This is a genomic window from Streptomyces gobiensis, assembly GCF_021216675.1.
GTDB lineage: Bacteria > Actinomycetota > Actinomycetes > Streptomycetales > Streptomycetaceae > Streptomyces > Streptomyces gobiensis.
Window position 1 is genome coordinate 3,018,817 of the sequence record NZ_CP086120.1, and the last position, 26,190, is coordinate 3,045,006.

The 26,190-nt window shown below is 69.6% G+C and carries 26 protein-coding genes and 2 tRNA genes; 13 read left to right on the forward strand and 15 right to left on the reverse strand.

Annotation, left to right across the window (positions count from 1 at the left end; all coding sequences use genetic code 11):
- The first annotated feature begins 73 nt into the window (after positions 1-73).
- Positions 74-694 carry a hypothetical protein gene (locus tag test1122_RS14015; protein WP_232269513.1) on the forward strand — a complete coding sequence of 207 codons (621 nt, stop codon included), beginning with the start codon at positions 74-76 and terminating at the stop codon, positions 692-694.
- Between the two features lie 17 nt (positions 695-711).
- Positions 712-1,386, forward strand: a complete 675-nt coding sequence (locus tag test1122_RS14020; protein WP_232269514.1) for a class F sortase — start codon at positions 712-714, stop codon at positions 1,384-1,386.
- Here test1122_RS14020 and test1122_RS14025 read toward each other — a convergent pair.
- The 3 genes from test1122_RS14025 to test1122_RS14035 form a co-directional block, all read right to left on the reverse strand.
- Positions 1,344-1,526 (reverse strand): hypothetical protein, encoded by a 183-nt coding sequence (locus test1122_RS14025; RefSeq protein WP_232269515.1) that lies wholly within the window; start codon positions 1,524-1,526, stop codon positions 1,344-1,346. The genes test1122_RS14020 and test1122_RS14025 overlap by 43 nt on opposite strands.
- 119 nt (positions 1,527-1,645) lie before the next feature.
- Positions 1,646-2,092 carry a MarR family winged helix-turn-helix transcriptional regulator gene (locus tag test1122_RS14030; protein ID WP_232269516.1) on the reverse strand — a complete coding sequence of 149 codons (447 nt, stop codon included), beginning with the start codon at positions 2,090-2,092 and terminating at the stop codon, positions 1,646-1,648.
- On the reverse strand, positions 2,089-2,706 hold the full coding sequence (locus test1122_RS14035) for a DJ-1/PfpI family protein (protein ID WP_232269517.1): 618 nt from the start codon (positions 2,704-2,706) through the stop codon (positions 2,089-2,091). Before test1122_RS14035 ends, test1122_RS14030 begins: the two co-directional genes overlap by 4 nt.
- A 129-nt stretch (positions 2,707-2,835) precedes the next feature.
- Between test1122_RS14035 and test1122_RS14040 the strand changes: the two genes are divergently transcribed.
- Both test1122_RS14040 and test1122_RS14045 read left to right on the forward strand, forming a co-directional pair.
- Entirely contained in the window at positions 2,836-4,176 is a 1,341-nt protein-coding gene (locus tag test1122_RS14040; RefSeq protein ID WP_232269518.1) for an aspartate aminotransferase family protein, read from the forward strand.
- A gap of 29 nt (positions 4,177-4,205) precedes the next feature.
- Positions 4,206-4,883, forward strand: a complete 678-nt coding sequence (locus test1122_RS14045; protein WP_232269519.1) for a GntR family transcriptional regulator — start codon at positions 4,206-4,208, stop codon at positions 4,881-4,883.
- A 186-nt stretch (positions 4,884-5,069) separates the two neighbouring features.
- On the opposite strand, the gene test1122_RS14050 is transcribed toward test1122_RS14045, so the two are convergent.
- From test1122_RS14050 to purD, 4 genes are all read right to left on the reverse strand, one after another.
- Positions 5,070-5,969, reverse strand: a complete 900-nt coding sequence (locus tag test1122_RS14050; RefSeq protein ID WP_232269520.1) for a phosphoribosylaminoimidazolesuccinocarboxamide synthase — start codon at positions 5,967-5,969, stop codon at positions 5,070-5,072.
- Positions 5,970-6,072: 103 nt separating this feature from the next.
- Positions 6,073-7,560, reverse strand: coding sequence for a N,N-dimethylformamidase beta subunit family domain-containing protein (locus tag test1122_RS14055; RefSeq protein WP_232269521.1), 1,488 nt, complete (start codon positions 7,558-7,560; stop codon positions 6,073-6,075).
- Between the two features lie 195 nt (positions 7,561-7,755).
- Positions 7,756-9,276: a hypothetical protein gene (locus tag test1122_RS14060; protein WP_232269522.1), complete on the reverse strand. Its 1,521-nt coding sequence runs from the start codon at positions 9,274-9,276 to the stop codon at positions 7,756-7,758.
- A gap of 225 nt (positions 9,277-9,501) precedes the next feature.
- Entirely contained in the window at positions 9,502-10,773 is a 1,272-nt protein-coding gene (purD, locus tag test1122_RS14065) for a phosphoribosylamine--glycine ligase (RefSeq protein WP_232269523.1), read from the reverse strand.
- A 531-nt stretch (positions 10,774-11,304) separates the two neighbouring features.
- Between purD and test1122_RS14070 the strand changes: the two genes are divergently transcribed.
- A complete protein-coding gene (locus test1122_RS14070; protein WP_232269524.1) occupies positions 11,305-12,033 on the forward strand; it encodes an SLATT domain-containing protein in 729 nt (242 codons plus the stop codon).
- 440 nt (positions 12,034-12,473) lie between these two features.
- On the opposite strand, the gene test1122_RS14075 is transcribed toward test1122_RS14070, so the two are convergent.
- From test1122_RS14075 to test1122_RS14090, 4 genes are all read right to left on the reverse strand, one after another.
- Positions 12,474-13,124: a hypothetical protein gene (locus test1122_RS14075; protein WP_232269525.1), complete on the reverse strand. Its 651-nt coding sequence runs from the start codon at positions 13,122-13,124 to the stop codon at positions 12,474-12,476.
- A 156-nt stretch (positions 13,125-13,280) separates the two neighbouring features.
- Positions 13,281-13,353: transfer RNA gene (locus tag test1122_RS14080), tRNA-Gly, on the reverse strand.
- 74 nt (positions 13,354-13,427) lie between these two features.
- A tRNA-Gly gene (locus tag test1122_RS14085) sits at positions 13,428-13,499 on the reverse strand.
- Between the two features lie 100 nt (positions 13,500-13,599).
- Positions 13,600-13,917 carry a histone-like nucleoid-structuring protein Lsr2 gene (locus test1122_RS14090; RefSeq protein ID WP_232269526.1) on the reverse strand — a complete coding sequence of 106 codons (318 nt, stop codon included), beginning with the start codon at positions 13,915-13,917 and terminating at the stop codon, positions 13,600-13,602.
- A 336-nt stretch (positions 13,918-14,253) separates the two neighbouring features.
- On the opposite strand from test1122_RS14090, the gene purS reads away from it, so the two are divergent.
- The 3 genes from purS to purL are packed head-to-tail and all read left to right on the forward strand — an operon-like array spanning position 14,254 to position 17,464.
- Positions 14,254-14,529 (forward strand): phosphoribosylformylglycinamidine synthase subunit PurS, encoded by a 276-nt coding sequence (gene purS, locus test1122_RS14095; RefSeq protein WP_232269527.1) that lies wholly within the window; start codon positions 14,254-14,256, stop codon positions 14,527-14,529.
- Positions 14,526-15,206, forward strand: coding sequence for a phosphoribosylformylglycinamidine synthase subunit PurQ (gene purQ, locus test1122_RS14100; RefSeq protein WP_232269528.1), 681 nt, complete (start codon positions 14,526-14,528; stop codon positions 15,204-15,206). Before purS ends, purQ begins: the two co-directional genes overlap by 4 nt.
- Positions 15,203-17,464, forward strand: a complete 2,262-nt coding sequence (gene purL / locus test1122_RS14105) for a phosphoribosylformylglycinamidine synthase subunit PurL (RefSeq protein WP_232269529.1) — start codon at positions 15,203-15,205, stop codon at positions 17,462-17,464. The genes purQ and purL overlap by 4 nt, the downstream gene beginning before the upstream one ends.
- A gap of 56 nt (positions 17,465-17,520) precedes the next feature.
- Here purL and test1122_RS14110 read toward each other — a convergent pair whose 3' ends face one another.
- Complete coding sequence (locus test1122_RS14110; RefSeq protein ID WP_232269530.1) at positions 17,521-18,084, reverse strand: PH domain-containing protein; 564 nt, start codon at positions 18,082-18,084, stop codon at positions 17,521-17,523.
- 74 nt (positions 18,085-18,158) lie between these two features.
- Here test1122_RS14110 and test1122_RS14115 point away from each other — a divergent pair, with 74 nt between their 5' ends.
- From test1122_RS14115 to purM, 3 genes are all read left to right on the forward strand, one after another.
- A complete protein-coding gene (locus test1122_RS14115) occupies positions 18,159-18,962 on the forward strand; it encodes a maleylpyruvate isomerase family mycothiol-dependent enzyme (protein ID WP_232269531.1) in 804 nt (267 codons plus the stop codon).
- Positions 18,963-19,379: 417 nt separating this feature from the next.
- Positions 19,380-20,945: an amidophosphoribosyltransferase gene (purF, locus tag test1122_RS14120; protein WP_232269532.1), complete on the forward strand. Its 1,566-nt coding sequence runs from the start codon at positions 19,380-19,382 to the stop codon at positions 20,943-20,945.
- A 69-nt stretch (positions 20,946-21,014) separates the two neighbouring features.
- The gene (gene purM, locus test1122_RS14125; RefSeq protein WP_232269533.1) at positions 21,015-22,100 is read left to right on the forward strand and encodes a phosphoribosylformylglycinamidine cyclo-ligase; all 1,086 of its coding nucleotides are present in this window, start codon (positions 21,015-21,017) and stop codon (positions 22,098-22,100) included.
- 117 nt (positions 22,101-22,217) lie between these two features.
- Here the strand turns inward: purM and test1122_RS14130 are convergent, their stop codons facing one another.
- On the reverse strand, positions 22,218-22,478 hold the full coding sequence (locus tag test1122_RS14130; protein WP_232269534.1) for a DUF3073 domain-containing protein: 261 nt from the start codon (positions 22,476-22,478) through the stop codon (positions 22,218-22,220).
- Positions 22,479-22,798: 320 nt separating this feature from the next.
- Positions 22,799-23,905, reverse strand: a complete 1,107-nt coding sequence (locus test1122_RS14135; protein WP_277879827.1) for a Leu/Phe/Val dehydrogenase — start codon at positions 23,903-23,905, stop codon at positions 22,799-22,801.
- Between the two features lie 157 nt (positions 23,906-24,062).
- Between test1122_RS14135 and test1122_RS14140 the strand changes: the two genes are divergently transcribed.
- Together test1122_RS14140 and bldC are read left to right on the forward strand one after the other, a co-directional pair.
- Positions 24,063-24,899, forward strand: a complete 837-nt coding sequence (locus test1122_RS14140; RefSeq protein WP_232269535.1) for a DUF8083 family protein — start codon at positions 24,063-24,065, stop codon at positions 24,897-24,899.
- A gap of 458 nt (positions 24,900-25,357) precedes the next feature.
- On the forward strand, positions 25,358-25,564 hold the full coding sequence (gene bldC / locus test1122_RS14145) for a developmental transcriptional regulator BldC (RefSeq protein ID WP_003949541.1): 207 nt from the start codon (positions 25,358-25,360) through the stop codon (positions 25,562-25,564).
- Positions 25,565-25,952: 388 nt separating this feature from the next.
- Here bldC and test1122_RS14150 read toward each other — a convergent pair whose 3' ends face one another.
- A complete protein-coding gene (locus test1122_RS14150; RefSeq protein WP_232269536.1) occupies positions 25,953-26,135 on the reverse strand; it encodes a DUF6274 family protein in 183 nt (60 codons plus the stop codon).
- Positions 26,136-26,190: the final 55 nt, after the last annotated feature.

The window sequence follows — 26,190 nt, forward strand, 5'->3', positions numbered from 1 at the left end:
GTGGCGAGGCGCGCAATGCTCCGCGGGGGAACCGCCCCCGCACGCGCCCCACCTGATGGAGGTCACGCTTCTCATGAAGATGCGCTCTCTCGCGGCCGCGGCCGCGTCCACCGCACTCGTCCTCACTACGGCCGGTCCTGCCGTAGCGGGTGGCGACCCCAGCGACGCGGGCGGTCTGAAGATCATCCCGTCGTCCGCCGGGGCGGGTGCCACAGTAAAGGTCAAGGCACTCTGCAAGGCCGGGGGCGAGGGCACCGTCGCTTCCAGAGCCTTCGAGGAAAGCCGGGCCCTTCTCGACGGGCGTCACCACGATGGTGACCACCACGACGGTGACCACCACGACGATCGCGACCACGGTACCAAGGGCAAGGAGGGCAAGGACGGCAAGGAGGACATGATCCACCACCACAAGCCGTTCGCCAAGGCCACGGTCCGGCACGAGGGTCTGAAGAAGGGCGAGACGTTCAAGGTCGTCGGCTTCTGCAAGGACGGCAAGCAGCTGACCGGCACCTTCACCTTCACTGGTGTCAGCGGTGGTGCGCACGCCGGTCTGGGCGGCCTCTCGGGCGGCTCCGGCTCCAGCCTCTCGGTCACCACCACAACGGCTGCCAGCGTCGCGGGCGGACTGGCCGTGGCCGGGGTCGCCGGCTACGTACTCGTCTGGCGTCGCCGAGCAGGCGCCGACCACGCATGAGGCACCCCCGGATAGCCATGACCACCCGACAGCAGCGGCTCGCGGCCCGCGGCCGCCGTCTTGAGACGGTGACCGCGGCCGTGACCGTGCTCGCCGCCGCCATACTGTGCGCCGCCGTGCCCGCCGACGAGGACCGCACCGCCAGCCAGCGGCGTATGAAGGAACAGACTCAGGTGGCCAAGGGCGTTTCCCGGCCCGAAGCCGTCGACACCCGGCCGCCGCTCAGCGATCCCGTCCAGCTGCCCCGCTCGGAGCCCACCCGGGTGCTCATCCCGCAACTCGGCACGGATATCGAGGTCTTCGCCGCCGATGCCGAGGACGACGGCACTCCGCCGACACCGGACGAGAACGACGCCCTGCGCGCGGCCTGGTACCAGGGTGGCCCGGCCCCCGGCGAGCAGGGACCCGCGCTGCTCATCGGGCACCTCGACACCGATGATGGCCCGGCCGCCTTCGCCGGGCTCGGCTCGCTGGAACCGGGGGCGGAGATCCATGTCGAGCGGGAGGACGGCGACACCGCCGTCTTCACCGTGGACTCGGTCGAGCAGTATCAGAAGGACGACTTCCCCAACGACCGGGTCTACGGGCTCACCAGGACTCCGCAACTGCGACTGATCACCTGCGGCGGCAGCTGGAGCCAGGAGGACGGCTACGACGCGAACATCGTCGCCTTCGCCAGCCTCAAGAGCTGATCACCTCCTTGGGGTGCCTCCTCGTGCAACAGCGTGATCAGCGCGAAGAGCGAGGCCAGCAGAGCCAGGATGGCCAGGGCGGCGACCAGTACCGCCCCCCAGGACCAAGGACAGTCCGCCCATAACCTCTTCAGCCTCATCGTGGAGCTCCTCCCCGTATCCTCTGGTCCGGCTGAGGATACGGCGAATAGGTTCACTGCACACGAAGTCGCTCCAGCCCGCTCCTCTTACGCCTCCAGCCCGCTCCCCGCCCCCGCCCTCACCCCTCAATCCCCTCCAGGGCGCCGGAGAGCCGTTCCAGAGCCGCCACCAGCTGTGCCAACTCCGCCTCCCCGCCGACCGCTTCGGTCAGCCGGACCGCGAACTCCGCATGGCCCGGCCCGATTTGTTCGATGGCAGCCCGGCCCTCCTCGGTCGGTGTGAGCAGCTTCGCCCGGCGGTGCGCGGGGTTCGGTTCGTATGCCGCCAGCCCCCGCTCGACCAGCAGATCGGCGATGCGCTGCACGCTCTGCCGGGTGATGCCCATCGTGCGGGCGATCCCCGCCACCGGCAGCGGCTCACGCAGCACCGCGCCGAGCACCTGCCACCAGGCGGCGGTCAGCCCGGCGGGCTTGGCCAGGCCCTCGGCGACGGTCAGAAACTGGCCGTTCAGCCGGAAGGAGGTGAGCGCCGCCCGACTGAGGAGCTCCTGTTCGGCACGGCTCATCCGGCCGCTCCCCCGGCACCCTCGGCCGCCACCGCGACCTCATAGGCGCTGACATCCGAGTGCGCGTACAGCCGGAACCAGGCGTCCAGCACCGCCGGCTCCAGCAGCTCCAGCCGGGCGAGGATCTCCCGGGCGAAGGCCACAGGCTCGGTGGGCCCGGCAGTGATCACATCGCGGTCGGTCACCGCGTCCGCCTCGCGGTAGTGCGCGCCGCCCGCGTAGCCCGTCATCTCCAGCACCGGCGCGACCGAGCTGGTGTGCTTACGGTCGTCCAGCAGCCCCTCGGCCGCCAGCGCGCTGGTCGCCCCGCAGATCGCCGCGACCGGCACCCCGGCGGCCAGGAACTCCCGGGCCTTGGCGGCGAACGGCGGGATCGCCCGCTCCCAGTCGCCCGCGCCCGGCAGAACCAGCATCGCGCTGTCCTGCGGACGCAGCTGGTCCAGTGTGCGGTCGGGCAGCACACTCAGCCCGCCCATGGTCGTCACCGGCTCCGGCTGCTGAGCGACGGTGATCACCTGGCAGCCGTTCTTCCGCAGATACGGGGTCACATGCCCGATCTCCCAGTCAGCGAGCCCGTCGTACAGGGCTATGTGCACGGTCTTGGTGGCTATCATGACAGTAGTCTGTCGAGAGGACAGCATGCTGTCAATAGCGATGGCGAGCTAGGCTGAAGATCCCGAGCGCGTGCGCACGGCGTCAGAGGCAAGAGGGCAAGAGGCAGGATGCAAGAGGTTGAGGTACGTATGAGCAGCAAGGAAGCGGTCAAGGCCGCCGACCGTGCGCATGTCTTCCACTCCTGGTCCGCCCAGGGCCTCATCGACCCGCTTCCCGTCGAACGGGCCGCGGGCTCGTACTTCTGGGACTACGACGGCAGGCGCTACCTCGACTTCTCCTCCCAGCTGGTGAACACCAACATCGGCCACCAGCACCCCAAGGTCGTCGCCGCGATCCAGGAGCAGGCGGCGAAGATGTGCACCGTCGCCCCCGGCTTCGCGGTGGACGTACGCTCCGAGGCCGCCCGGCTGATCGCCGAGCGCACCCCTGGTGATCTGGACAAGATCTTCTTCACCAATGGCGGCGCCGAGGCCGTGGAGAACGCCGTACGGATGGCCCGGCTGCACACCGGCCGCCCCAAGCTGCTGTCCGCCTACCGTTCGTACCACGGCGCCACCGCCGCCGCGATCAACCTCACCGGGGATCCGCGCCGTTGGGCCTCCGATACCGGCTCCGCGGGCGTCGTCCACTTCTGGGGGCCGTACCTCTACCGTTCGCACTTCCACGCCGAGACCGAGCAGCAGGAGTGCGCACGGGCGCTGGCGCACCTTGAGGAGACCGTCGCCTTCGAGGGCCCGCAGACCATTGCCGCGATCATCCTGGAGACCGTCGTCGGCGGCGGGGGCATCCTGGTGCCGCCGCCCGGCTACCTCCAGGGCGTACGCGACCTCTGCGACCGCTACGGCATCGTCCTTGTCTTCGACGAGGTCATGGCGGGCTTCGGCCGTACGGGCGCGTGGTTCGCCCTCGACCACTTCGGCGTCACCCCGGATCTGCTGACCTTCGCCAAGGGCGTCAACTCCGGCTATGTGCCGCTCGGCGGTGTCGCCATCTCCGCGAAGATCGCTGCCGACTTCGACCAGCGGCCCTACCCGGGCGGTCTCACCTACTCCGGACACCCGCTCGCCTGCGCCTCCGCCGTCGCGACGATCAACGCCATGGCGGAGGAGGGCATCGTCGAGCACGCCGCGCATATCGGCGCGACCGTCCTCGGCCCCGGGCTGCGGGAGCTCGCCGAGCGGCACCCCTCGATTGGCGAGGTGCGCGGCATGGGCGTCTTCTGGGCGCTCGACCTGGTACGCGACCGTACGACCCGGGAGCCCCTGGTCCCGTACAACGCCACCGGTGACGCCTTCCGGCCGATGGCCGACTTCGCGGCGGCCTGCAAGCAGCGGGGGCTGTGGCCGTTCGTCAATATGAACCGCACACATGTCGTGCCGCCCTGCACGATCAGCGAGACGGAGGCGAAGGAAGGCCTTGCCGTCCTTGACGAGGCACTGACGGCGGCGGATGCGCACACCCTAGGGTGAGCGAAACCCCCACTAAGGAGAACGCTCTCATGCCCGGCGCTATCACCCGCAGCACCCTGCGCCAGCAGATCGCGGACGCGCTGCGTGACGAAGTGCTGGCCGGGCGGCTTCCGGCCGGGCGACAGTTCACCGTCAAGGAGATCGCTGAGCAGTACGGGGTCTCCGCGACCCCGGTGCGTGAGGCACTGGTCGACCTGTCCGCACAGGGCCTGCTCGAGGCCGACCACCACCGGGGCTTCAGAGTCCACGAGTTCACGCTGGCCGACTTCACCGCGATGGTCGAGGCCCGCACCCTCATCATCGAGGGCATCTTCCGCAAGTCGGCGGCTCATGAGGCGCCGCCCGCCCCCTCCGCCAAGATGCTGGCCTCCATCCGCCGCCGCGCCGAGGCCTCCCAGCGAGCGGCGCTCGCCGGGGACCTCGATGTGCTGATCGCCTACGACCTCCGCTTCTGGCGGGAGCTGGGCGAGCTCGTCGGCAACCCCTACGTCTCCGACTTCCTGGACCGGGTCCGCGTCCACTGCTGGGTGTTCGCCGTCCCCTATCTGCGGGCTCAGCCCGATCTTCGGGGGATGCTGTGGGCCGGCCACCTTGAGCTGATCGATGCGGTTGAACGGCGAGACGCGGATGGCGCGGAGCGCGTTGTCGCGGCCTACAACGCCCACTCCCTCACCCTGATCCACACCCTGGCCACGGCCAGCCCGTAGCCGGGTTGCCAGACCCCACCCCAGTTGTGGGCACTCTCCCCCAGCTATCGCTGGGAGGTGCCCCCAGCCCCGCGAGGGGCTGTGGGTGGGCACAACCCGGCCACCGGCCGCACCCGGCAAACGCCGGGGGCCCCGGGGCAAAGCCCCGGTTTCCGGGAAGGGGCGGGACAGGGGAAGACCCCCCGGTCAGCTCCAGGGGCTGCCGGTCAGCCGCTCGTACGCCTCGACGTACTTCGCCCGCGTCTGCTCGACGATCTCCGGGGGCAGCTCCGGCGGCGGCTGCTCACCCGTCCGGTCCCAGCCCGCCTCCGGGCTGGTGAGCCAGTCACGGACGAACTGCTTGTCGAAGGACAGCTGGGCCCGCCCCGGCTCCCACCGCTCAGCAGGCCAGAAACGGGACGAGTCCGGCGTCAGCACCTCATCCGCGAGCACGAGCGTGCCGTCGTCCCATCCGAACTCAAACTTCGTATCCGCCAGGATGATCCCCCGGTCCCGGGCGGTGTCCCGGGCCCGTCCGTAGACCGCGAGGGTGATCTGGCGGAGCTGGGCGGCGGTCTCGGCGCCGACCTCGCGGGCGACTTCCTCGTAGGAGACGTTCTCGTCGTGGTCGCCGACCTCCGCCTTGGTGGCCGGAGTGAAGATCGGTGCGGGCAGCTCCGAGCCGTCGACCAGGCCCTCGGGGAGGGCGAGGCCGCAGACCGTGCGGGACTCCTGGTACTCGACCAGCCCCGAACCGGCCAGATAGCCCCGGGCCACACACTCGACCGGGATCATCCGCAGCGAGGTGCAGACCATGGTGCGCCCCGCCCAGTCGGCCGGGGCACCCTCCGGGACCTCGGTGGACAGCACATGGTTGGGCACCAGATCGGCGACCTGGTCGAACCACCACAGGGAGAGCTGGGTGAGAATGCGCCCCTTGTCGGGGATCTCCGTGGGCAGCACCCAGTCATACGCGGAGATCCGGTCGCTGGCGACCAGCACGAGATCTCCTGACTCATTCCGGTAGAGGTCGCGCACTTTGCCGGTGTGCAGGTGCATCAGGCCAGGCACCTGCACGGGCTCGGGCTTCTCGACGAATCCGGACACAAGTCCTCCATGGAGAGTTCTACGAGACCTACCGATTCTCCCGTATGGACCCGCAGAGGGCACGGCGGGGGGCACGGCGGGGGGGGCAAGCACCCAGCCGAGGTCAGTCGCGCTTGCAGATCCGGTCCAGCAGATTCGCTGTCGCGCGCTGGATCCGGGTGTCGGTGTGGCCCGGCCGGTCGAGCGCCGGGGACCAGGCGAAGGTGCCGGAGGAGAAGACCAGGGCGCCGCTGGGCGCACGGTAGAGGGAGGTCTCCTGGTGGCGGCGGACGCCGCCTGCGTCCTGGTACGGAGAGTGGGCGAGCAGGATCCGGTGGGTGTGCTCCGGCAGCTGGGTGCGGGGGAAGTAGCGGTCGGCCTCGCCCGCGACCAGGCCCGGCAGCTCATCGCCGTCGCCCGCGCCGGTGGCGTCCCACAGCCAGTGGTCGGCGTTCCGTACGACCAGCGGATGCGGGGCCGGAACCTGCCCCGCGTACTGGATGCCCAGCAGCTGCTGCTCCGGCTCGGCCTGCTCCCGCCAGAGCGCGGGTCGGCCCGGCCCGCGCCGCTTGCGGCAGCTCAGCAGCCGGTCGGGCTCACCGGACGGCAGGGAGCTCAGTTCCACCTGCCAGTACACGCTGTTGGCCGAGAGAAAGACCAGTGCGGTGCCGCTGTCCCGGGCCTTCTCAACGGTCCGGCGCATCGACACCGACCAGTACTCGTCGTGGCCCGGGAAAACCAGCCCCCGGTAGCGGGTGGGGTCGACACGGCCCGCGTGCAGATCACGCGCGTCCGCGTACCCGAGGTCGTAGCCATAGCGCTCGGCCCAGCGGATGAAATCGTAGGCGTGCCCCACATGGAGGGGCAGCCCCGCGCCCGCGTACGGCCGGTCGAAGGAGACCGTGACGGCCGCGTCCTGTTCGCCCAGCAGCCGACCCTGATCGTCCCAGGCGTGGTAGAGGCTGGCGCCGGTGCGGCCGTCCTCCGGGAAGAGGTTGTACGCCTGCCAGGTGATGTCCGGCAGCACCAGCAGCAGATCGGCGGTGCGGACATCGCGGATGGTGAAGGGGATATGTGAGCGGTTGCCGTCGGCGCTGGTGAGGACGGCGACATGGGCGCCGGTGCTCCAGTAGTCCGGGATCTGCAGCCGCCAGGACAGCCACCAGTTGTGGCAGGAGATGGTGCGCTCAGCGGCGAGCGGTGCGGGCTGCACGATCCCGGAGAGCCGTGGGCTGGTGGTGATCTTGGTAGCGCCCTCACCGTCATAGTGGCCGATGCGGTAAATATCCATACTGAACGGCTGCGGCGGATTGACCGTGATCCGGAAGTCGATGGACTCGCCGGGGGCGACGGAGCCGGTTGAGGCGAAGCCCTTGATCTGGCAGTGCACATCGTCCGCGGTACAGGTGGAACGGCCGGAAGCGCGCTGACCCGGGAGGATACGGCCATCGGCGGCGAGGTTGGCCCGGTCGACGTACCAGGGGATGACCTGGCCATTGTCGAAGTAATGCTCGCTGCCGCGCAGCCAGGGCAACGGCCCCTGCCCGAACGGGTCCGTGACCGCGTGTGCGAGCGCGCCCGACTCCCAGCGTCGGATCTGCTCCGTCCCCACCTGTCCGTTCCCCTCCTCCTGTGCCTTGTTGTCCCCGTTGCCCCGATGCCAGGACCAGCACATCACATAGTGCAGTCATTCCGTCACCGTTCATCCTGAATTGGTTGGGGTATCTGGTTGAACCGACCGTTGGCCCAGACCAGTTCGGATCAGCCCCAGCTCAGCCCCTGACTCATATTCACATCAGCCCCTGACTCAGATCAGCCGTACGGGCTTGTCGGCGCGGACCCCGACCGTCGCCAGCCAGTCGCGCAGCGGCTGGGCGTCGCCGTCCTCGGCCAGCGAGAGCACTGGCCGGGTCAGATCGGCCCGCCGTTCCCCGTCGACCAGCAGGGCGGGCCCGTCCAGCCAGTCGAGCCCCGGCTCGGCGCCGCCGGTGTCGATGACGGCGCAGCAGACCGCCGCGGCGATGTGATCCGCCAGCAGCTCCCGGCCGCTGCGCGGCGGCGGTGGCGGAAACCCCATGGGCGCCGCGTCACCGGGGAAACCTGGTATCAGGCCGCCGGTGTCCTGTGCCGGGACCGCAGTCCGTCGCTCGGCCCGCGCGGCGTCGGCGCTGATCCGCGCGGCGAGCACGGTGCGGTCCGGCACCTTGTCCAGCCGGTCCATGATCCGGGCCAGCGTCGGGCGGCCACCGGGGCCCTCGGTGGCGTCCAGGGCGGCGAAGAGGCGGGCTGCCTCGGTGCGCCAGATACGGTCCACCACCTCCTCCGGATACGCCGCCCAGTCGACCGGCGACCAGTCCGGGCCCGGCTCGGCCGGACCGCCGTGGAAGAGCCGGGCGGCGAGCAGGGAGACCTGCTCGTCAACGGCGCCGGGCTCCTCCAGCAGATCGCAGGCGGGCCGCTCGCCCAGCCGGGAGGTGAAGCCCTCGGCCAGCCGGTCCCGGCGGGAGAGCTCGGTGAGGGCGGAGACCACCCCGGCGTCCAGTCGGGACGGCCAGCGCCCGGTGCGCCAGGCGGGCAGCGCGACCCGGGTCAGCAGCCGGTCCCAGCCCGCGTAGGCGAGTCCGACCTGCTCCTGGGCGACGATCCGCAGGCCGTAGTCCACGGTCTGGGCGCGGGCCGACGCGGCGGCGGCGACCAGCCGCTCCATCTCCGCGGCGTGCGGCCCGATGGCCCGTAGCAGCAGCCGGGCGAGCCAGCCGACCCGCTCATGTGCCACGGCGGCGTCCAGGGCCCGTACGACCCGGCGGGCCGCGGCGATGTCCGGATGCGCGGAGGGCCCCGTACCGGCGACGACCGGGGCGAGCAGGGCGCGGAGCTCGGCGACGCGCATCCACCACAGAAAAGGCGAGCCGATGACCAGGACGGGGGAGTCGCCGCCCCGGTCCTCCAGCCAGCTGTCGCAGTCCGGGGTGAGCGCGAGGGCGGCCGGTGCCGGGACATCGAGCCGGTCGGAGAGATCGCGGATCAGCCGGTACAGATCGGGGGCGGAGCGCTCCTCGACCGGGACGGTGGGGGAGATGGCGGTACGCGCGCGGGCGATCACGGTGGTGGTGGCGGCTCCCGCCGCCAGCGCCACCACGGCGACGAGGACGAGGGCCCAGCGCAAGCCGCTCCAGCCGCCGCCGATATGGCCCGTCGCTCCACCTGTGACCAGAATGACGGCAGCCGCCGTAGGCAGCAGCGCGACGGCGAACGCCGCGCCGCGAATCCGCAGCACGGCCAGCGCGTGATCCCGCGCCGACCGGGTGCCCGTTGCCGGAACTCCCATGGGTCCGCTCACCCCCTGCCGTATCGAGAGTGCCTGGTACTCCCCCACTGTCGCACCGGGCACGGACATCGCAATGTGTGCTGGGCCAGTTGATCCAGAGCACCTGGCCTGCTGCGCGGAACCCTAGTTGGGCCCCGCGCGAGCGTCAGCTGGATACGGGACTGGTCACTCGATGGAATGGCTTTGGGTAGAGGTGTTGCGGAACCGGTCCTGCCGTAGGTGTCCCTATTCGGCTGCTTCGGCCGCCCGCTGGGCGATGTCGCCGCGGTGGTGCGAACCGGCCAGGGAAATCCGGCCCACGGCCTGGTAGGCGCGCTCCCGGGCCTGCGCGAGATCGGCGCCGGTAGCGGTCACCGACAGCACCCGGCCCCCGGCGCTGAGCACTCGCCCGGCCTCGTCAAGCCGCGTACCGGCGTGCAGCACATACGCCTCCGGGGCGTCCTGCTCCGCGACCGCCTCCAGCCCCTCGACCGGGTCTCCGGTGCGGGGCGAGGCCGGATAGCCCTGCGAGGCGATGACGACGGTGACGGCGGCGCCGTCACTCCAGCGCAGCGGCGGGAACGTGGCGAGCTGCCCGGTCGCGGCGGCCCGCAGCAGCCCGGCCAGCGGCGTCTTGAGCCGGGCCAGCACCGCCTGGGTCTCCGGGTCACCGAAGCGGGCGTTGAACTCGATGACGCGCACCCCGCGCGAAGTGATCGCAAGGCCCGCGTAGAGCAGCCCGGAGAAGGGCGTGCCCCGGCGGCGCAGCTCATCGACGGTGGGCTGCAACACGGTGGCCTGGACCTCGTCGACCAGCTTGGGATCGGCCCAGGGGAGCGGGGAGTAGGCGCCCATGCCACCGGTGTTGGGGCCCTCGTCACCGTCGTAGGCGCGCTTGAAGTCCTGTGCGGGCTGCAACGGCACGACGGTCTCACCGTCGGTGACGGCGAAGAGGGACACCTCGGGTCCGTCCAGGAACTCCTCGATCACCACCCGGCCACAGGCGAGGGCATGCTCCCGGGCGGCGGCCAGGTCGCCGGTGACGACGACCCCCTTACCGGCGGCGAGGCCATCGTCCTTGACCACATACGGGGCGCCGAAGGCGTCAAGCGCCTCGTCGATCTCCTCGGCGGTCGTGCATACGTAGCTACGCGCCGTGGGCACCCCGGCGGCGGCCATCACGTCCTTGGCGAACGCCTTGGAGCCCTCCAGCTCCGCGGCCTCGGCGGATGGCCCGAAGACCGGGATACCGCGCTCCCGTACGGCGTCGGCGACGCCAGCGACGAGCGGCGCCTCCGGGCCGACGATCACCAGATCGGCGCCGGTCAGCCCGAGCTCGTCCGCCGCCAGCGCGGCGACCGCGGCGCCGTCCAGCGCGTCCACCGGGTGCGGGGTCGCCACCTCCGCCGTCCCGGCATTGCCGGGGGCGCAGTGCAGCGCGGTGACGTCGGGATCGAGGGAGAGAGAGCGGCACAGGGCGTGTTCGCGGGCACCGCCGCCGATGACAAGGACCTTCACGCCCCGAAGCCTAGCCCCCGGGTGTTGTGGGCACTCTCCCCCAGCTAACGCTGGGAGGTGCCCCCAGCCCCGCGAGGGGCTGTGGGTGGGCACAACCCGGCCACCGGCCCGCACCGGGCCACCCCCGGGGCCCCGGGGGCGAAGCCCCGGTTTCCGGGAAGGGGCGGGATACGGGGACACCCACCCACGGCACCCGCAGCCGGGCGGAGCCAGGCGAAGCCCCGCCACGCGGCGGAGCCGCATATCGGCACAGCCGGGAAGGGGCGGGAATTGGGGAACACCCACCCACAGCACGCCCGGAGCCAGGCGGAGCCCCGCCACGCGGCGGAGCCGCGTACCGGTACAGCCGGGAAGGGGCGGCAGCAGGCCGCAGGGCGCACTCTTTCGGGTGAGAGCGGGAAATCCGCTATACCTGACCGGGATCCACTTCCGGGCGGAAAACCGCCGCAAGCCGCATCGCGACCCCACTTTCGAGGGTAGAAATGGGTGCTCCGTGTGAGTCGGAGCGCGGCTTGTTGTGGGGAGTGGCGGGTGAGTCAGCCGGAAATGCAGCCCGAGGGCGCTAGGCGGGACGGTCGAGGGGATCTGCTCGGCCGCTCCTTTCCGCTCGGCGACTGGGGGGAGCCCGCTGAGCGGCTTGACGAGCTGTACCAGTGGGTGGAGCAGGGCGCCCTCCGGGTCATCGACTGGTATCTCATCGACCGCGGCTGGAAGCGCCGCGCCGCCCGGGCGCTGCGGGCCGGGACCGCGGCGGGGCTCGCGGTCGGTGCCATACTCCTGCTGCTGGACCTGACCGGAGTGCTGGGCTCCGCCCTGGCCTGGGGCTACCTTTCGCTGCTCGGCGCGGCGATCTGTGTGGGCTGCGACCGCTGGTTCGGGCTGACCTCCGGCTGGATGCGCGATGTCGCCACCGCGCAGGCGGTGCAGCGGCGGCTGGAGGCGCTGCAGTACGACTGGGCGTCGGAGTCCGTACGGGAAGTGCTCGGCCCGGCCGAGGGCACGGCGAGTGAGGCCGCGGAGCGGTGTCTGGGGGTGCTACGGCGCTTCGCGGAGGATGTGACGGAGATCGTCCGGGCCGAGACCGCTGACTGGATGGCCGAGTTCCGCTCCGGGCCGGTTCCGGTTCTCACGCAGTCCCTGGTGCCCGGTACTTGGGCCTCGCGCCCGGAGTCCAACGGGGCCAGCGCTCCCCGTTTCCCGCTTCCCCCGGGGGCCCGCCCGAACATGCCCCGCCAGCGTCCGCCGGAGGGCCCGCGCTGATCCGCTTACGGCTCCGCGCATACGCACCCGGCGCCTGGGTTGCCCGTAATCCCTCCCCTTCCGGCTGTACCGGTACGCGGCTCCGCGCGGCTGGCTCCGCCCGGCTGCGGGGTGCCGTGGGTGTTCCCCGTACCCCCCGCCCCTTCCCGGCTGTACCGGTACGCGGCTCCGCCGCGCGGCGGGGCTTCGCCCCTTTTGCGGGGGGCCGTGGGTGGGTTTCCCCGTATCCCGCCCCTTCCCGTAACCGGGGCTTTGCCCCGGGGCCCCGGGGCTGGCCCGGTGCGGGCCGGTGGCCGGGTTGTGCCCACCCACAGCCCCTCGCGGGGCTGCGAGTGCCCACAACGCCTCGGGGCCCGAGCGCCCACAACGCCTCGGGGTCTGGGGCGCAAGCCCCCAGTTTCGGGAAGGGGCGGGTTAGGGGAGAGCCCCGGCCGGGACGGTCAGCTGAAGACGATCATTGAGCCCTGGGCCAGGCTGCGGGTGGTTGCCGCGTGCAGGCCGAGCCAGACATGGCGTTCCCGGGCGAAGGGCCCGCCGTCCTGGGGCGCGGGAGCCGCAGGCTCCTCCAGCTCCGTGGGACGGACGGGCGGCGCCGGCGCCGGGGGCGGGTTGGCCGGGTCCAGGCCGAGGTGAGGGGCGACGGCCTCGAGCTCGCGCAGCAACCCGTGGCTGGAGCCGAGCGGTCCACCCCCCGCCAGCAGCTCGTCGTTGGACAGCGGTGCCGCGAAGTCGATGGGTACGTACGCACCCGCATGGTCGTAGTGCCAGACCAGATGCGACTGCTGGGCGGTCGCCTCGAACATCTCCAGGAGCTGTTCATAGTCGCTGCCCAGCGCGTCCACCGGCGTCACCTCCAGCCCGTGCAGCTGAAGGAGATACGCCCGCCGCAGAAAGTGCAGGGCGTCGTAGTCAAAGCCGGCTATCGGGGCGACTTCGCCCGACAATCCCGGCATATAGCCATACACGGGAACCGAAGGCAGCCCCGCCTCGTGCAGGGCCTTGTCGTAGATCGCGATTTCCTCGGCGAACGGATTGTCGGGGCTGTGGCAGAGCACATCGACGAGGGGGACCAGCCAGAGGTCACAGGCCAAGGGAACTCCAAAGGCGACAACCGGTAGTCGGGACAGCGTAGTGCCGCACCTACGGTGTGCGAAGAGCCCCGGTCCTGAAGGCCCTGAGGCCCTGAAGACCGCGGCACCTGTTTCCACGACAAAGGCCCCGGTCCGAAGACCGGGGCCTTATCCCTGAGCGGACGACGAGGCTCGAACTCGCGACCTCAACCTTGGCAAGGTTGCGCTCTACCAACTGAGCTACGTCCGCGTGCCTCCACCCGGCTTTCACCGGGCGGCGCAACAGCTACTCTACCTGATCGTTTAGACCACTTGAGCAGTCAGAGCGGGTGACAGGGATCGCACACTGCGCCTCCCTCTTGGAAAGAGGGCGCTCTACTACTGAGCTACACCCGCATGACCTGCGACTTCGGGCCTTTTCGGGCCCGCCCTCGCGGCGTGTTCCAGACTCTAGCGGATCACCCCGGGTGCCGTGCAAGTCGGTGGGTGTCGCGGCTCAACTCGCCGCGCTGAACGCCTCGTAGACCTTCTTCGGGATACGACCACGGGCGGGCACCTCATAGCCATGGGACTTCGCCCACGCGCGCACCGTCTGCGGATTCGGTGCGATCGCGGTGTGGTGGTAGGTCTTGCCCGATTTCGACCGCTTGCGACCGGCCCTCACATACGGTGCAAGAGTGCCCCGTAGTTTCTTTGCATTGGCCGAGTTGAGATCGATCTCGTAGGTCTTCCCGTCGAGGCCGAAGGCAACCGTCTCGGACGCTTCCCCGCCGTCGATGTCGTCGGAGAGTGTGACCACAACGCGCTGTGCCACGGATATCGGTCCTTTCGGGAGGATCGCCACCTGTTATCTGGTGCGATCACCGCGCTGACGTGCGGAGATGCCCTGCATCCCGGAGATCCGGGGCATCTTCATTTCATTTTTACAGCGGCACCCATTGCATTGCGAAGCGGGGGGATTTTCCCCCGCGTGTCATGCCGCAATCGGGACCATACGTTTTCCCTGTGGTTTCGTGCAGGGGTTTCCGGTCCCGAGATACGAATGTGATGCCGTCTTCATCATAGTCCCTCCTATATCTACCCGCGTAGATTTTTCTGGCGGGTACGCTGAGAAGCGCAGCGTCAAGCACCAACACCACCGGGAGTACCTGTGGCTCGCGTCGTAGTCGACGTCATGCTCAAGCCGGAGATCCTCGACCCCCAGGGGCAGGCGGTGCAGCGCGCACTGCCCCGGCTCGGATTCGAGGGCATCGCCGATGTCCGCCAGGGCAAGCGCTTCGAGCTGGAAGTGGAGGGCCCCGTCGATGACGCCGCCCTCGCCCGTGTCCATGAACTGGCGGAGAAGTTCCTCGCCAACACCGTCATCGAGGACTTCACGGTCCGTATCGAAGAGACCGAGCAGACCGAAGAGGCGGCCGCGGCGTGACCACGCGTATCGGAGTCGTTACTTTCCCCGGTTCTCTCGATGACCAGGACGCCCTGCGCGCGGTCCGGCTCGCGGGTGGTGAGCCCGTTTCCCTCTGGCACCGCGACAAAGATCTGCATCAGGTTGACGCGGTGGTCCTCCCCGGCGGTTTCAGCTACGGCGACTATCTGCGCTGCGGTGCCATCGCCCGTTTCTCGCCCGTCATGGAGACGGTGATCGAGCAGGCGAGGGCCGGAATGCCGGTCCTGGGAATCTGCAATGGCTTCCAGGTGCTGTGCGAATCGCATCTGCTGCCCGGCGCGCTGACCCGCAACGACCATCTGCACTTCATCTGCCGTGACCAGACGCTTCGCGTGGAGAACGCCACCACCGCCTGGACCACCGACTACAGCCAGGGACAGGAGATCACTGTTCCGCTGAAGAACGGTGAGGGCGGCTATGTCGCCGACTGGCGGACCCTCGACGCCTTGGAGGCGGAGGGCCGTGTCGTCTTCCGCTATGTCGGTACGAACCCGAATGGCTCCCGCCGCGATATCGCCGGGATCTCCAATGAGGCCGGGAACGTGGTCGGCCTCATGCCGCACCCCGAGCACGCCGTCGAGACCCTGACCGGCCCGACCACCGACGGGCTGGGATTCTTCACCTCGGCACTCAAGACTCTGGTGGACGCCCGATGACTCTCGACACCGTCAAGCACGCCACAGACACCCCCGATACCGGTCTGCCCTGGGCCGAACTCGGTCTTAAGCAGGACGAGTACGAGCGCATCCGGGAGATCCTCGGCCGCCGCCCGACCGGCGCCGAGCTCGCCATGTACTCGGTGATGTGGTCCGAGCACTGTTCGTACAAGTCCAGCAAGGTGCATCTGCGCCAGTTCGGCGAGAAGGCCCCCGAATCCGATGCCCTCCTCGTCGGTATCGGCGAGAACGCCGGCGTGGTCGACGTCGGCCAGGGGTACGCCGTCACCTTCAAGGTGGAGTCCCACAACCACCCCTCCTACATCGAGCCCTACCAGGGCGCGGCCACCGGTATCGGCGGCATCGTCCGCGACATCCTCGCCATGGGCGCCCGCCCGGTCGCCGTGATGGACCCGCTGCGCTTCGGCGCCGCCGACCACCCCGACACCAAGCGGGTGCTGCCCGGCGTCGTCGCGGGCATCGGCGGCTACGGCAACTGCCTGGGCCTGCCCAACATCGGCGGCGAGGTCGTCTTCGACTCCTGCTACCAGGGCAACCCGCTGGTCAACGCCCTGTGCGTGGGCGTGATGAAGCACGAGGACATCCACCTCGCCAAGGCCTCGGGCACCGGCAACAAGGTCATCCTCTATGGCGCGCGTACGGGCGGCGACGGCATCGGCGGCGTCTCCGTTCTCGCCTCCGAAACCTTTGACGCTGATTCTCCCGACGGGGCCTCCGCCAATCGCCCCGCCGTCCAGGTCGGCGACCCCTTCCAGGAGAAGCTGCTCATCGAGTGCACCCTGGAGGTCTTCCGGGAAGAGCTGGTCGTCGGCATCCAGGACCTCGGCGGCGCGGGCCTGTCCTGCGCCACCAGCGAGCTGGCGAGCGCGGGCTCCGGCGGTATGCGCGTTGAGCTGGACACCGTCCCGCTCCGCGACGCGACGCTCTCTCCCGAGGAAATCCTCATGAGCGAGTCCCAGGAGCGGATGTGCGCGGTCGTCGCCCCGGAGAACGTGGACCGCTTTCTGCAGATCTGCGAGAAGTGGGACGTCATCGCCACCGTCATCGGTGAGGTCACCGAGGGCGACCGGCTGGAGATCTTCTGGCACGGCGAGCAGATCGTCGACGTACCGCCGCGCACGGTCGCCCACGAGGGCCCGGTCTACGAGCGGCCGTACGAGCGCCCGGCCTGGCAGGACACCCTCCAGGCGGACGACGCGAACAAGCTGCCCCGCCCGCAGACGGGCGACGAGCTCCGCACCGATGTACTGAAGCTGGTCGGCTCACCCAACCAGGCCGCCAAGTCCTGGATCACCGACCAGTACGACCGCTACGTCCTCGGTAACACGGTCCTCGCCCAGCCGGAGGACAGCGGCATGATCCGCATCGATGACGACACCAACCTCGGTGTCGCCCTCGCCACGGACGGCAACGGCCGCTACGCCAAGCTCGACCCCTATACGGGCGCCCAGCTCGCCCTCGTCGAGTCCTACCGCAATGTCGCGGCCACCGGTGCCAAGCCGCTCGCCGTCACCAACTGCCTCAACTTCGGCTCCCCCGAGGACCCGGCGGCCATGTGGCAGTTCGCCGAGGCGGCGCGCGGTCTCGCCGACGCCTGCCAGCAGCTCGGTACCCCGGTCACCGGCGGCAATGTCTCCCTCTACAACCAGACGGGCGACGTCGCCATCCACCCGACCCCGGTCGTCGGCGTACTGGGTGTCATCGACGATGTCACCCGGCGCACCCCGATCGCCTTCACCGACGAGGGTCACCTGATCTACCTCCTCGGCGACACCAGGGAGGAGCTGGGCGGCTCGGCCTGGTCCCAGGTGGCCCACGACCACCTCGGCGGTCTGCCCCCGCAGGTCGACCTCGACCGGGAGCGTCTGCTGGCCGAGATCCTGATCTCGGCCTCCCGCGACGGCATGATTGACGCGGCTCATGACCTGAGCGACGGCGGCCTCATCCAGGCCGTGGTGGAGTCCTGCCTGAAGGGCGGCAGGGGAGCCCGGCTGATCACCCCTGACGGACTCGACCCCTTCGTCTTCCTCTTCTCCGAGTCCGCTGGCCGTGCGATCGTCGCCGTCCCGCGCAGCGAGGAGGTCCGCTTCAACGACATGTGCGGCGCCCGGGGCCTCCCGGTCACCCGCATTGGCGTGGTCGACGGCCAGGACATCGAGCTCCAGGGCCAGTTCAGCATCCCGCTGAGCGTCCTGAAGGAAGCCCACGAGGCCACCATCCCGGCCCTGCTCAGCTGACGGGCTGCGGGTGCCCTGCCCTCTAAGTCTTAGGGCAGGGCACCCCGCAGGTCGGGTCAGCGCATGGGCGGCATCATCCCGTCAGGCCCCGGTCCCGGCCCTGCCAGCCCCGGCCCCATCTGCTGATGCCGCTGCTCCTCATCAACCGCCCGGTAGATCTTGGCCTTCAGCCCTTCCGGGTCCGGCACATGCTTGAGCGTCATCATCCCCTGCTCAGAGGCAGACTGAATGCTCAGCGTTCCGTAGCGCATCATCCGCTCCCAGAGCGAGGCCTTGAACGAGACATCATTGACCCGGATCAGCGGAATGCTGCGGCCCGCCTTCGTCAGGAACCCACTGCGCTTGTAGATCCGCTTCGTGGTCAGGATGTACATCGTGCTGCGCCACTTCAGCAGCGGGATCAGCCAGAACCACAGCGAGGCGAGCACGGCGGCACCGAGCACCACATAGATGGCCATCTTGTCCCACTCCTCGCCGGATGGGATCACCCAGATGAGCGCGCCCGCCACCAGCCAGATGAGACAGAGCATCAGAAACTCACTGACCATCTCGGTCCAGTGCTGCCGGGTGACTTGCACCAGCTCTTCATCATCGGCGAGGTAACGATCCGCAATAGCCATGAAGCGATCCTGGCACACCGGGTCCTTCCCGCCTACCCGCCCAAGGACAGCGCCGACCGTTACTCTCTTCTCCCATGCCACCCGCACGACGCAAGCCCCGCAGCTACGACCCCGCCAGGGTGCGGGACGCGCTCGCCGCGCAGGTCGAGACGGTGCGTACGGCCGCGCATGGCTGCACGGCCGAACAGCTCGCGTTGGACTCCGGTCTGCCCGGCTGGGACGTCCACCACCTCCTGGTGCATATCGCTCAGCAGATCGATGCCGTACCCCGGCTGCTCGCCGAGCCCGCCCCCACCGTGAACCGGCCCGAGGCGGACCTGAGGACGTGGGCGGTCTCCACCGCGGCCGTCGCTGAAGAGCTTGACGCCCGTACCCGGGAGGAGGCCGTCCGGACCAAGGACCCTGCCGCGTCCATCGACGTTGCCGCCCAGGAGCTGGAACCGGTGCTGGAGATGGCGGTGCGCGAGGACGTGCTGCTGCCGCATCCCTTCGGCGCGATGCGGGCGCTGGATTTCACCATCACCCGCCTGGTGGAGCTGGTGGTCCACACCGACGATCTCGCCCGCGCCACCAGCAGCCCGGTACGGCTGGACCGCTACGCCCTCGCCTCCGTCGTCCGGCTGCTCGCCGACGTGCTCGCCACGAAGGCACCCGGCCGCTCTGTCGAGGTCCGAATCCCGCCCTTCGCGGTCGTGCAGTGCGTCGAGGGTCCCCGCCATACGCGGGGCACCCCGGCCAACGTTGTCGAAACCGACCCCCTCACCTGGTTCCGCCTGGCTACGGGACGGGTGCCGTGGTCCCGCGCGGTCGCCTCCGGCGCGATCTCCGCCAGCGGCCCCCGCGCAGACCTCTCCCCCCACCTCCCGGTACTGACCTGACCACCCCCGCGCCCGGTGGAAGCCCCCAAACCCCGACCCCGTTGTGGGCACTCGCAGCCCCGCGAGGGGCTGTGGGTGGGCACAACACCGGCCACCGGCCCGCACCGGGCCAACCCCGGGGCCCCGGGGCGAAGCCCCGGTTTCCGGGAAGGGGCGGGAATTGGGGAAACCCACCCCGGCACCGTGGGCCAACCCCCGCCCCCGTGGCGGAGCCGCACCCCCGCGGCACCCCGGAGCCGGGCGGAGCCCGCGGCGCGGCGGAGCCGAGAGCCCGGGAGCCTCCGGCGCCGGGACGGCGCCCGCGCGCCGCCGAAAAGGAGACCTCGGTCTCGTAGGAAAGCGCCGCACCGCAGGTCACGGGGGTCCGGGGCGCTCCCCGATTCGGAGTAACCCAGGGGCCGGTCTAGACTCGGAGGCGTGCCACGTGGTGACGGACGACTCAGCCACGACCTGCTCCCCGGCGAGAAGGGCCCCCAGGACGCTTGCGGCGTCTTCGGAGTCTGGGCACCCGGTGAAGAGGTCGCCAAACTCTCTTATTTCGGGCTGTACGCGCTGCAGCACCGAGGACAGGAGTCCGCGGGGATCGCGGTGAGCAACGGCTCCCAGATCCTCGTCTTCAAGGACATGGGCCTGGTCTCCCAGGTCTTCGACGAGACCTCCCTCGGGTCCCTGCGGGGCCACATCGCCGTGGGCCACGCCCGCTACTCGACGACCGGCGCCTCCGTCTGGGAGAACGCCCAGCCCACGTTCCGCGCCACCGGCCATGGCTCCATCGCGCTGGGCCACAACGGCAACCTGGTCAACACCGCCGAGCTCTCCGAGCTCGTCGCCAAGCTCTCCTCCGGCAGTGGCAACGGCCGGGCCAACCAGGTCGCGGCCACCAATGACACCGACCTGGTCACCGCACTGCTCGCGGGCCAGACCGACGAGGACGGCAAGCCGCTGACCGTCGAGGAGGCCGCACCGCGGGTGCTGCCCAAGGTCATGGGCGCCTTCTCCTTCGTCTTCATGGACGAGCACACCCTGTACGCCGCCCGCGATCCGCAGGGCATACGCCCCCTCGTGCTCGGTCGGCTGGAGCGCGGCTGGGTGGTCGCCAGCGAGACCGCCGCCCTCGATATCGTCGGCGCCTCCTTCATCCGGGAGGTCGAGCCCGGCGAGCTGATCGCCGTCGACGAGAACGGGCTCCGGTCCAGCCGCTTCGCGGAGGCAAAGCCCAAGGGCTGTGTCTTCGAGTATGTGTACCTCGCCCGTCCCGATACGGACATCGCGGGCCGCAATGTCTACCTCTCCCGGGTCGAGATGGGCCGCAAGCTCGCCGCAGAGGCCCCGGCCGAGGCCGACCTGGTGATACCGACGCCTGAGTCCGGCACCCCCGCCGCCATCGGCTACGCGGAGGCCAGCGGAATCCCGTTCGGTGCCGGTCTGGTGAAGAACTCCTACGTCGGCCGGACCTTCATCCAGCCCTCGCAGACCATCCGCCAGCTCGGTATCCGGCTGAAGCTCAACCCGCTCAAGGAGGTCATCCGGGGCAAGCGCCTGGTGGTCGTGGATGACTCCATCGTCCGTGGCAACACCCAGCGCGCCCTGGTCCGGATGCTCCGTGAGGCGGGCGCCGCCGAGGTGCACATCCGTATCTCCTCGCCGCCCATCAAGTGGCCGTGCTTCTTCGGTATCGACTTCGCCACCCGCGCCGAGCTGATCGGCAATGGGCTCAGCGTCGAGGAGATCGGCAAGTCGCTGGGCGCCGACTCGCTCTCGTACATCTCCATCGACGGCATGATCGAGGCGACCACCATCGCCAAGCCGAACCTCTGCCGCGCCTGCTTCGACGGCGAGTACCCGATGGATCTGCCCGACCCGGAGCTGCTGGGCAAGCACCTTCTGGAGTCCGAGACCGAGCAGACCGCCAAGCCGGATGTGGACGGCGTACAGACCCTGCTCACCGGCCCCGGCGGCGCCGACGCGCTGCGCCGCCCGTAGCCAGCCGGTCACCCAGCCACCCAGCCAGACAGTCAGCTACTCAGCCAGACAGCCAGACGAGAGAGACGCATGACCCAGACTGAAGGCGGAACTGAAGGCGAAGGCGCCAGCTACGCCGCCGCCGGCGTGGACATCGAGGCGGGCGACCGCGCTGTCGACCTGATGAAGGACTGGGTGCGCAAGGCCCAGCGCCCCGAGTCCCTCGGCGGTCTCGGCGGCTTCGCCGGGCTCTTCGACGCCTCCGCGCTCAAGCGCTATGAGCGCCCGCTGCTCGCTTCCGCCACCGACGGTGTGGGTACCAAGGTCGCCATCGCCCAGAAGATGGATATCCACGACACGATCGGCCATGACCTGGTCGCCATGGTCGTCGACGATCTGGTCGTCTGTGGCGCCGAGCCGCTGTTCATGACCGATTACATCTGCGTCGGCAAGGTCGTCCCCGAGCGGGTGTCCGCGATCGTCAAGGGCATCGCCGAGGGCTGTGTCCTGGCGGGCTGCGCCCTCGTCGGCGGCGAGACCGCCGAGCACCCGGGGCTGCTGGGCCCGGATGAGTACGACGTGGCGGGCGCGGGCACCGGTGTGGTCGAGGCCGACCGGGTGCTGGGCGCGGATCGTATCCGTACGGGCGACGCCGTCATCGCGATGGCATCCTCCGGCCTTCACTCCAACGGGTACTCGCTGGTCCGTCATGTGCTCTTCGACCGGGCCGGCTGGACGCTGGACCGGGATGTGCCGGAGTTCGGCCGGACCCTGGGCGAGGAGCTCCTCGAACCCACCAAGATCTACTCACTGGACTGTCTGGCGCTGACCCGCACCACCGAGGTGCACGCCTTCTCGCACATCACCGGCGGCGGGCTCGCCAGCAATCTGGCCCGAGTCATCCCGGATGAGCTGCATGCCACCGTTGACCGCTCCACCTGGACCCCGGGCGCCGTCTTCGACACCGTGCGAGCGCTCGGTGCTGTCACCCGCTCCGAGCTGGAGAAGACCCTGAACATGGGCGTCGGCATGATGGCTGTGGTGCCCCAGGAGTCGGTTGATGCGGCCCTGACGACCCTCGCTGACCGGGGCGTGGACGCCTGGGTCGCCGGCGAGATCACCGAGCGCGGAGACCGTGCCGAAGCGGCGGCCCTCACCGGTGACTACGCGGCCTGAAGCAGCGCCCTGATACAGCGCTGATGCAGGCCGTATGCAGCACAGAACCCGGTCTGGCGGCTGCCGGACCGGGCTCACTGTGCGATTGTTCCCCGCAGGGGTTGGACGGAACGCGCGTCAGGCGCGCCGCCGCTGCGACGGCGAGTCGGACGACTTCTCGTCGTCTTCGTCCTCGTCGTCGGCGTTGTACAGATCCGCGTACTGTGCGTACGGGTCGTCGTCCAGCTCATCGTCCTCGAAGCGCTCGCCGTTCGGCGGCTGATTCGACGTCGATGCGCCCAGCTCCTCGGCCAGGCGTGAGAGATCCGTCCCACCGCTGTTGTACTTCAGCTGGCGGGCGACCTTCGTCTGCTTGGCCTTGGCCCGGCCGCGCCCCATGGCTCGACCCCCTCAACGACGGGGCTCGACGGCCCCAGAGTCTTGACACGCGTTCATGATTCAGAGCGGACTCTCTCATGAGAGACCGGCTCGTGGGCTTCAACGGTACCTGCTTCCGCGGCCGTACGGTACGCCGCCCGCACGACCCAGCAGGTCCCCGACGTGCCCAGAGACCCATTCTTTGCTGGTCAGCAACGATTTTACCCGCTGTGCAACGCGTGACCCGCCGAAGGGCGGTGAGAGATATCTCCCTCACCGCCCGTCACCCAGCGTGACGAAACCACTGCCCCCGGGGCGCCGTTACTCCCGGGGAACGCGGCTCAGCGGCCCGCTCTGGCCATGCGGTGTTCCGCGATGCGGTCCGCGGCGACCGCCGGCGGTACCCCGTCGCTCTTGGCCCGCAGGAATATCTCCACCGTCGTATCGAAGATCTTCGCCGCCTTTGCCTTCGCACGAGCGAAGTCAAAGCCATGGAGTTCCTCCGCCACCTGGATCACACCGCCGGCGTTCACCACATAGTCCGGGGCGTAGAGGATGCCCCGGTCGGCGAGGTCCTTCTCGACGCCCGGGTGGGCGAGCTGGTTGTTGGCCGCGCCGCAGACCACCTTGGCGGTCAGCACCGGCACGGTGTCATCGTTCAGCGCGCCGCCCAGCGCGCAGGGGGCGTAGATATCCAGGCCCTCGGTCCGGATGAGGGCGTCCGTGTCCACGACCACGGCGGCCTCGGGGTGCGCGGAGCGTACGCGCTGAACCGCCTCCGGCCGCACATCCGTGATCACGACCTCGGCGCCGTCCTCCAGCAGATGCTCCACCAGGTGGTGGCCGACCTTGCCGACCCCGGCGATGCCGACCTTACGGCCGCGCAGCGTGGGCGCGTCCCACAGATGCTGGGCGCTGGCCCGCATGCCCTGGAAGACGCCGAAGGCGGTCAGCACGGACGAGTCGCCCGCGCCGCCGTTCGCGGGGGAGCGGCCGGTCGTCCAGCGGCACTCACGGGCGATGACATCCATGTCGTGGACATAGGTGCCGACATCGCAGGCGGTCACATAGCGCCCGCCGAGCGCGGCGACAAACCGCCCGTAGGCCAGCAGCAGCTCTTCGGTCTTGATCTTTTCCGGATCGCCGATGATCACGGCCTTGCCGCCGCCGTGCTCCAGCCCGGCGAGCGCGTTCTTGTAGGACATGCCCCGGGCAAGGTTCAGCGCGTCCAGGACGGCCGCCTCCTCGGGGAACTCCTCGTCCTCGTACGCGTGAAACCGGGTGCCGCCGAGGGCGGGACCCAGGGCGGTGGAGTGGATCGCGATGACTGCTTTCAGGCCGCTGGCACGGTCCTGGCAGAGCACAACCTGCTCGTGGCCGCCCTGCTCCGAGTGGAAGAGGGTCTGCAACACGCCGTCGACGCTGACGGCTGGACGTACGTCGGTCACGGTGGTGACTCCTGTATGACGCGGTGGACACCCTCCTGCGGGTGGGGAGGGCCTGTAGAGCAGCAGCGTAGACCTGTCGGCGTGGCGGATCGTCGCAGTGCCACTATCGGGGTAAGCAGCACGTTGGCGTCTGCCGCAGAAAAGGGAGGGAACGCCTGTGGCCCCCACTCCGGCCGTGACGGTGCCGTACGCGGCGTACTTGCGGGTATACGAGCCGCTGGCCGCTTTCCCCGAGCCGGAGCGCTCGCACTGGGTGCGCTATGCCAGGCGCGAGGACCACCCCGGAGCCCAGGACGAGCTCCGGCGTGCGCTCGCCGATCTGCTGCCGGTGCCGCCGGTCGCGGTGCCGGTGCGGGAGAGCGCCGACGCGTTCGTGGCCGAGGTGGACGGTGTCACCTGCGTCTGCCCGTGGCGCACCCGGCTGCGTGGCTGGCTGGCGCTCATGGAGGCGGCCGATGAGCTGCCCGAGCCGGTGCTGGACGCAGCGCTCCCGCCGGTCGTCCGCCGCCAGGCCGCGGACGACTACGACCGCTGGCGGGAGCGGAATCCGGACGCCCGGCCATGGATCCGTTCGGCGCTCTGGCATGTCCCGGTCCGGTGGTTCCTGCTTTTCAGGGATGAAGAGCGCGATTATGGGAAGGCGGACGAAGGTCTCGTCCTGCGCTACCGCACCCCCATGGTCCAGGCTAGGCGTCGCGTCGCACGTTCGCTGAAGCTCCTCCGCGCTGAACTGGAGGAGGGGCCGCTGGTTGACGGGCTGGTAGATGTGGGGCGGTGGCTCGAGGAGTTCCACCCCCGTTCGCTGGTCGAGCTGGACTACGGAGGGCTGGTGCACACCATCCCCGAAGAACAGCTTGCCGCTGACCACTCGGCAGCGGACGCCGCCGAGGGACTGGCGGCGCTGCGCGCGGGGGACGCGGAGCGTGCTGGTGAGCTGTACGACCGGCTCACGGAGCGTTGGCGCGCCGTGCGGGAGCGACAGTTCGCCAGCTAGGGAGAGGCCCTGGGACCTAGGTCCCGATCCGGGGCATTACCCCCAAGCGTGACGGATAGCACTAAAGAGGCCCTTGCCCTCAAGCCCGTTCCTCGTGTCAAAATAGGACAAGGAGCCCGGGAGGGCCTCCTTCCGTCCGACTAAGGACGGACACTTCGGTATTGCACTTCTTGTTAGCTCTGGTGTCACCTGGTCAGCCTCTGTGACTGATCGTCACGGGCGGGTAACTGTCCGTTATGGCATGGTCCATCGGTATCCGCCGAGGTTGAACACCTGAGAGGGCAATTCCATCGGTTTGGCCGACGTGGCTGGACAGATGGTGTAGTTGTAGTGCCGAGGACAAGCCGTTCGTCCTATAACCGACTCGGCCTGCGTGCGCCATTTCGGGCAACGCGGGCCAAGGTGCAGAATTTAGAGGAAAGAACCGTGATGGTTCGGTTCTCCCGAGGAGGCCGCTCATGACCGCTCGCACCCCTGATGCCGAGCCGCTGCTGACCCCGGCTGAGGTTGCCACGATGTTCCGCGTGGATCCGAAGACGGTCACACGCTGGGCTAAAGCAGGCAAGCTCACGTCCATCCGCACGCTCGGAGGGCACCGCCGCTACCGCGAAGCGGAGGTACGCGCTTTGCTCGCGGGCATCCCGCAGCAGCGCAGCGAGGCCTGAATAACCGCATAACGGGCGTTCGCAGGGCCCCCCACCCTGTGTGGCGCCGCCAAGCAGTAAGCGTCAGGTAGCTGTCCCCCATGGTTGCTTGACGTTGATCGCGTCGGACTCCGCCGGGTCCGGCGCGATCTTTTATGCCCTGCTGCTTCCCTGCTGCTCTCCTACTGCTTCCCTGCTGCAGGGCTCATGTGCGGGCAGTGCAATTGCACATATTAAATTGACGGCGTGTAGGAACGGAATAAACCCCACCGTCTCCTGAAGAAGTTCGGTGACTCCCGTCACAGCGGCCCACCCCTTGCCGCGTCGTACGGCACTGCGGTAGTGGAAGCCGCGCATGCTCACCCAACCCACCCTCGCACCCAAGGGTGGGTTCATGCGGGCGCTTTCGTCACTGAGGTGAGCGACTTTGGTCAGCACCCGGAGCGGTCTCCGGGTGCTCCAGGGCGAGTCGCAGCAGCCGGTGGCATATGGGGCAGTGACGGGTCACATGGCGGTACCGCGTAGCGGCCGACAGATGCGCGCGCAGCAGAGCTCGCGTCTCATGGCGCGGGTAGCCCGGAGTCGTCGTCATCGCCCACCTCCCTCTTAGCAGAGGTACTCGCGCTCCATGGCGCCGTCAAGGGGGC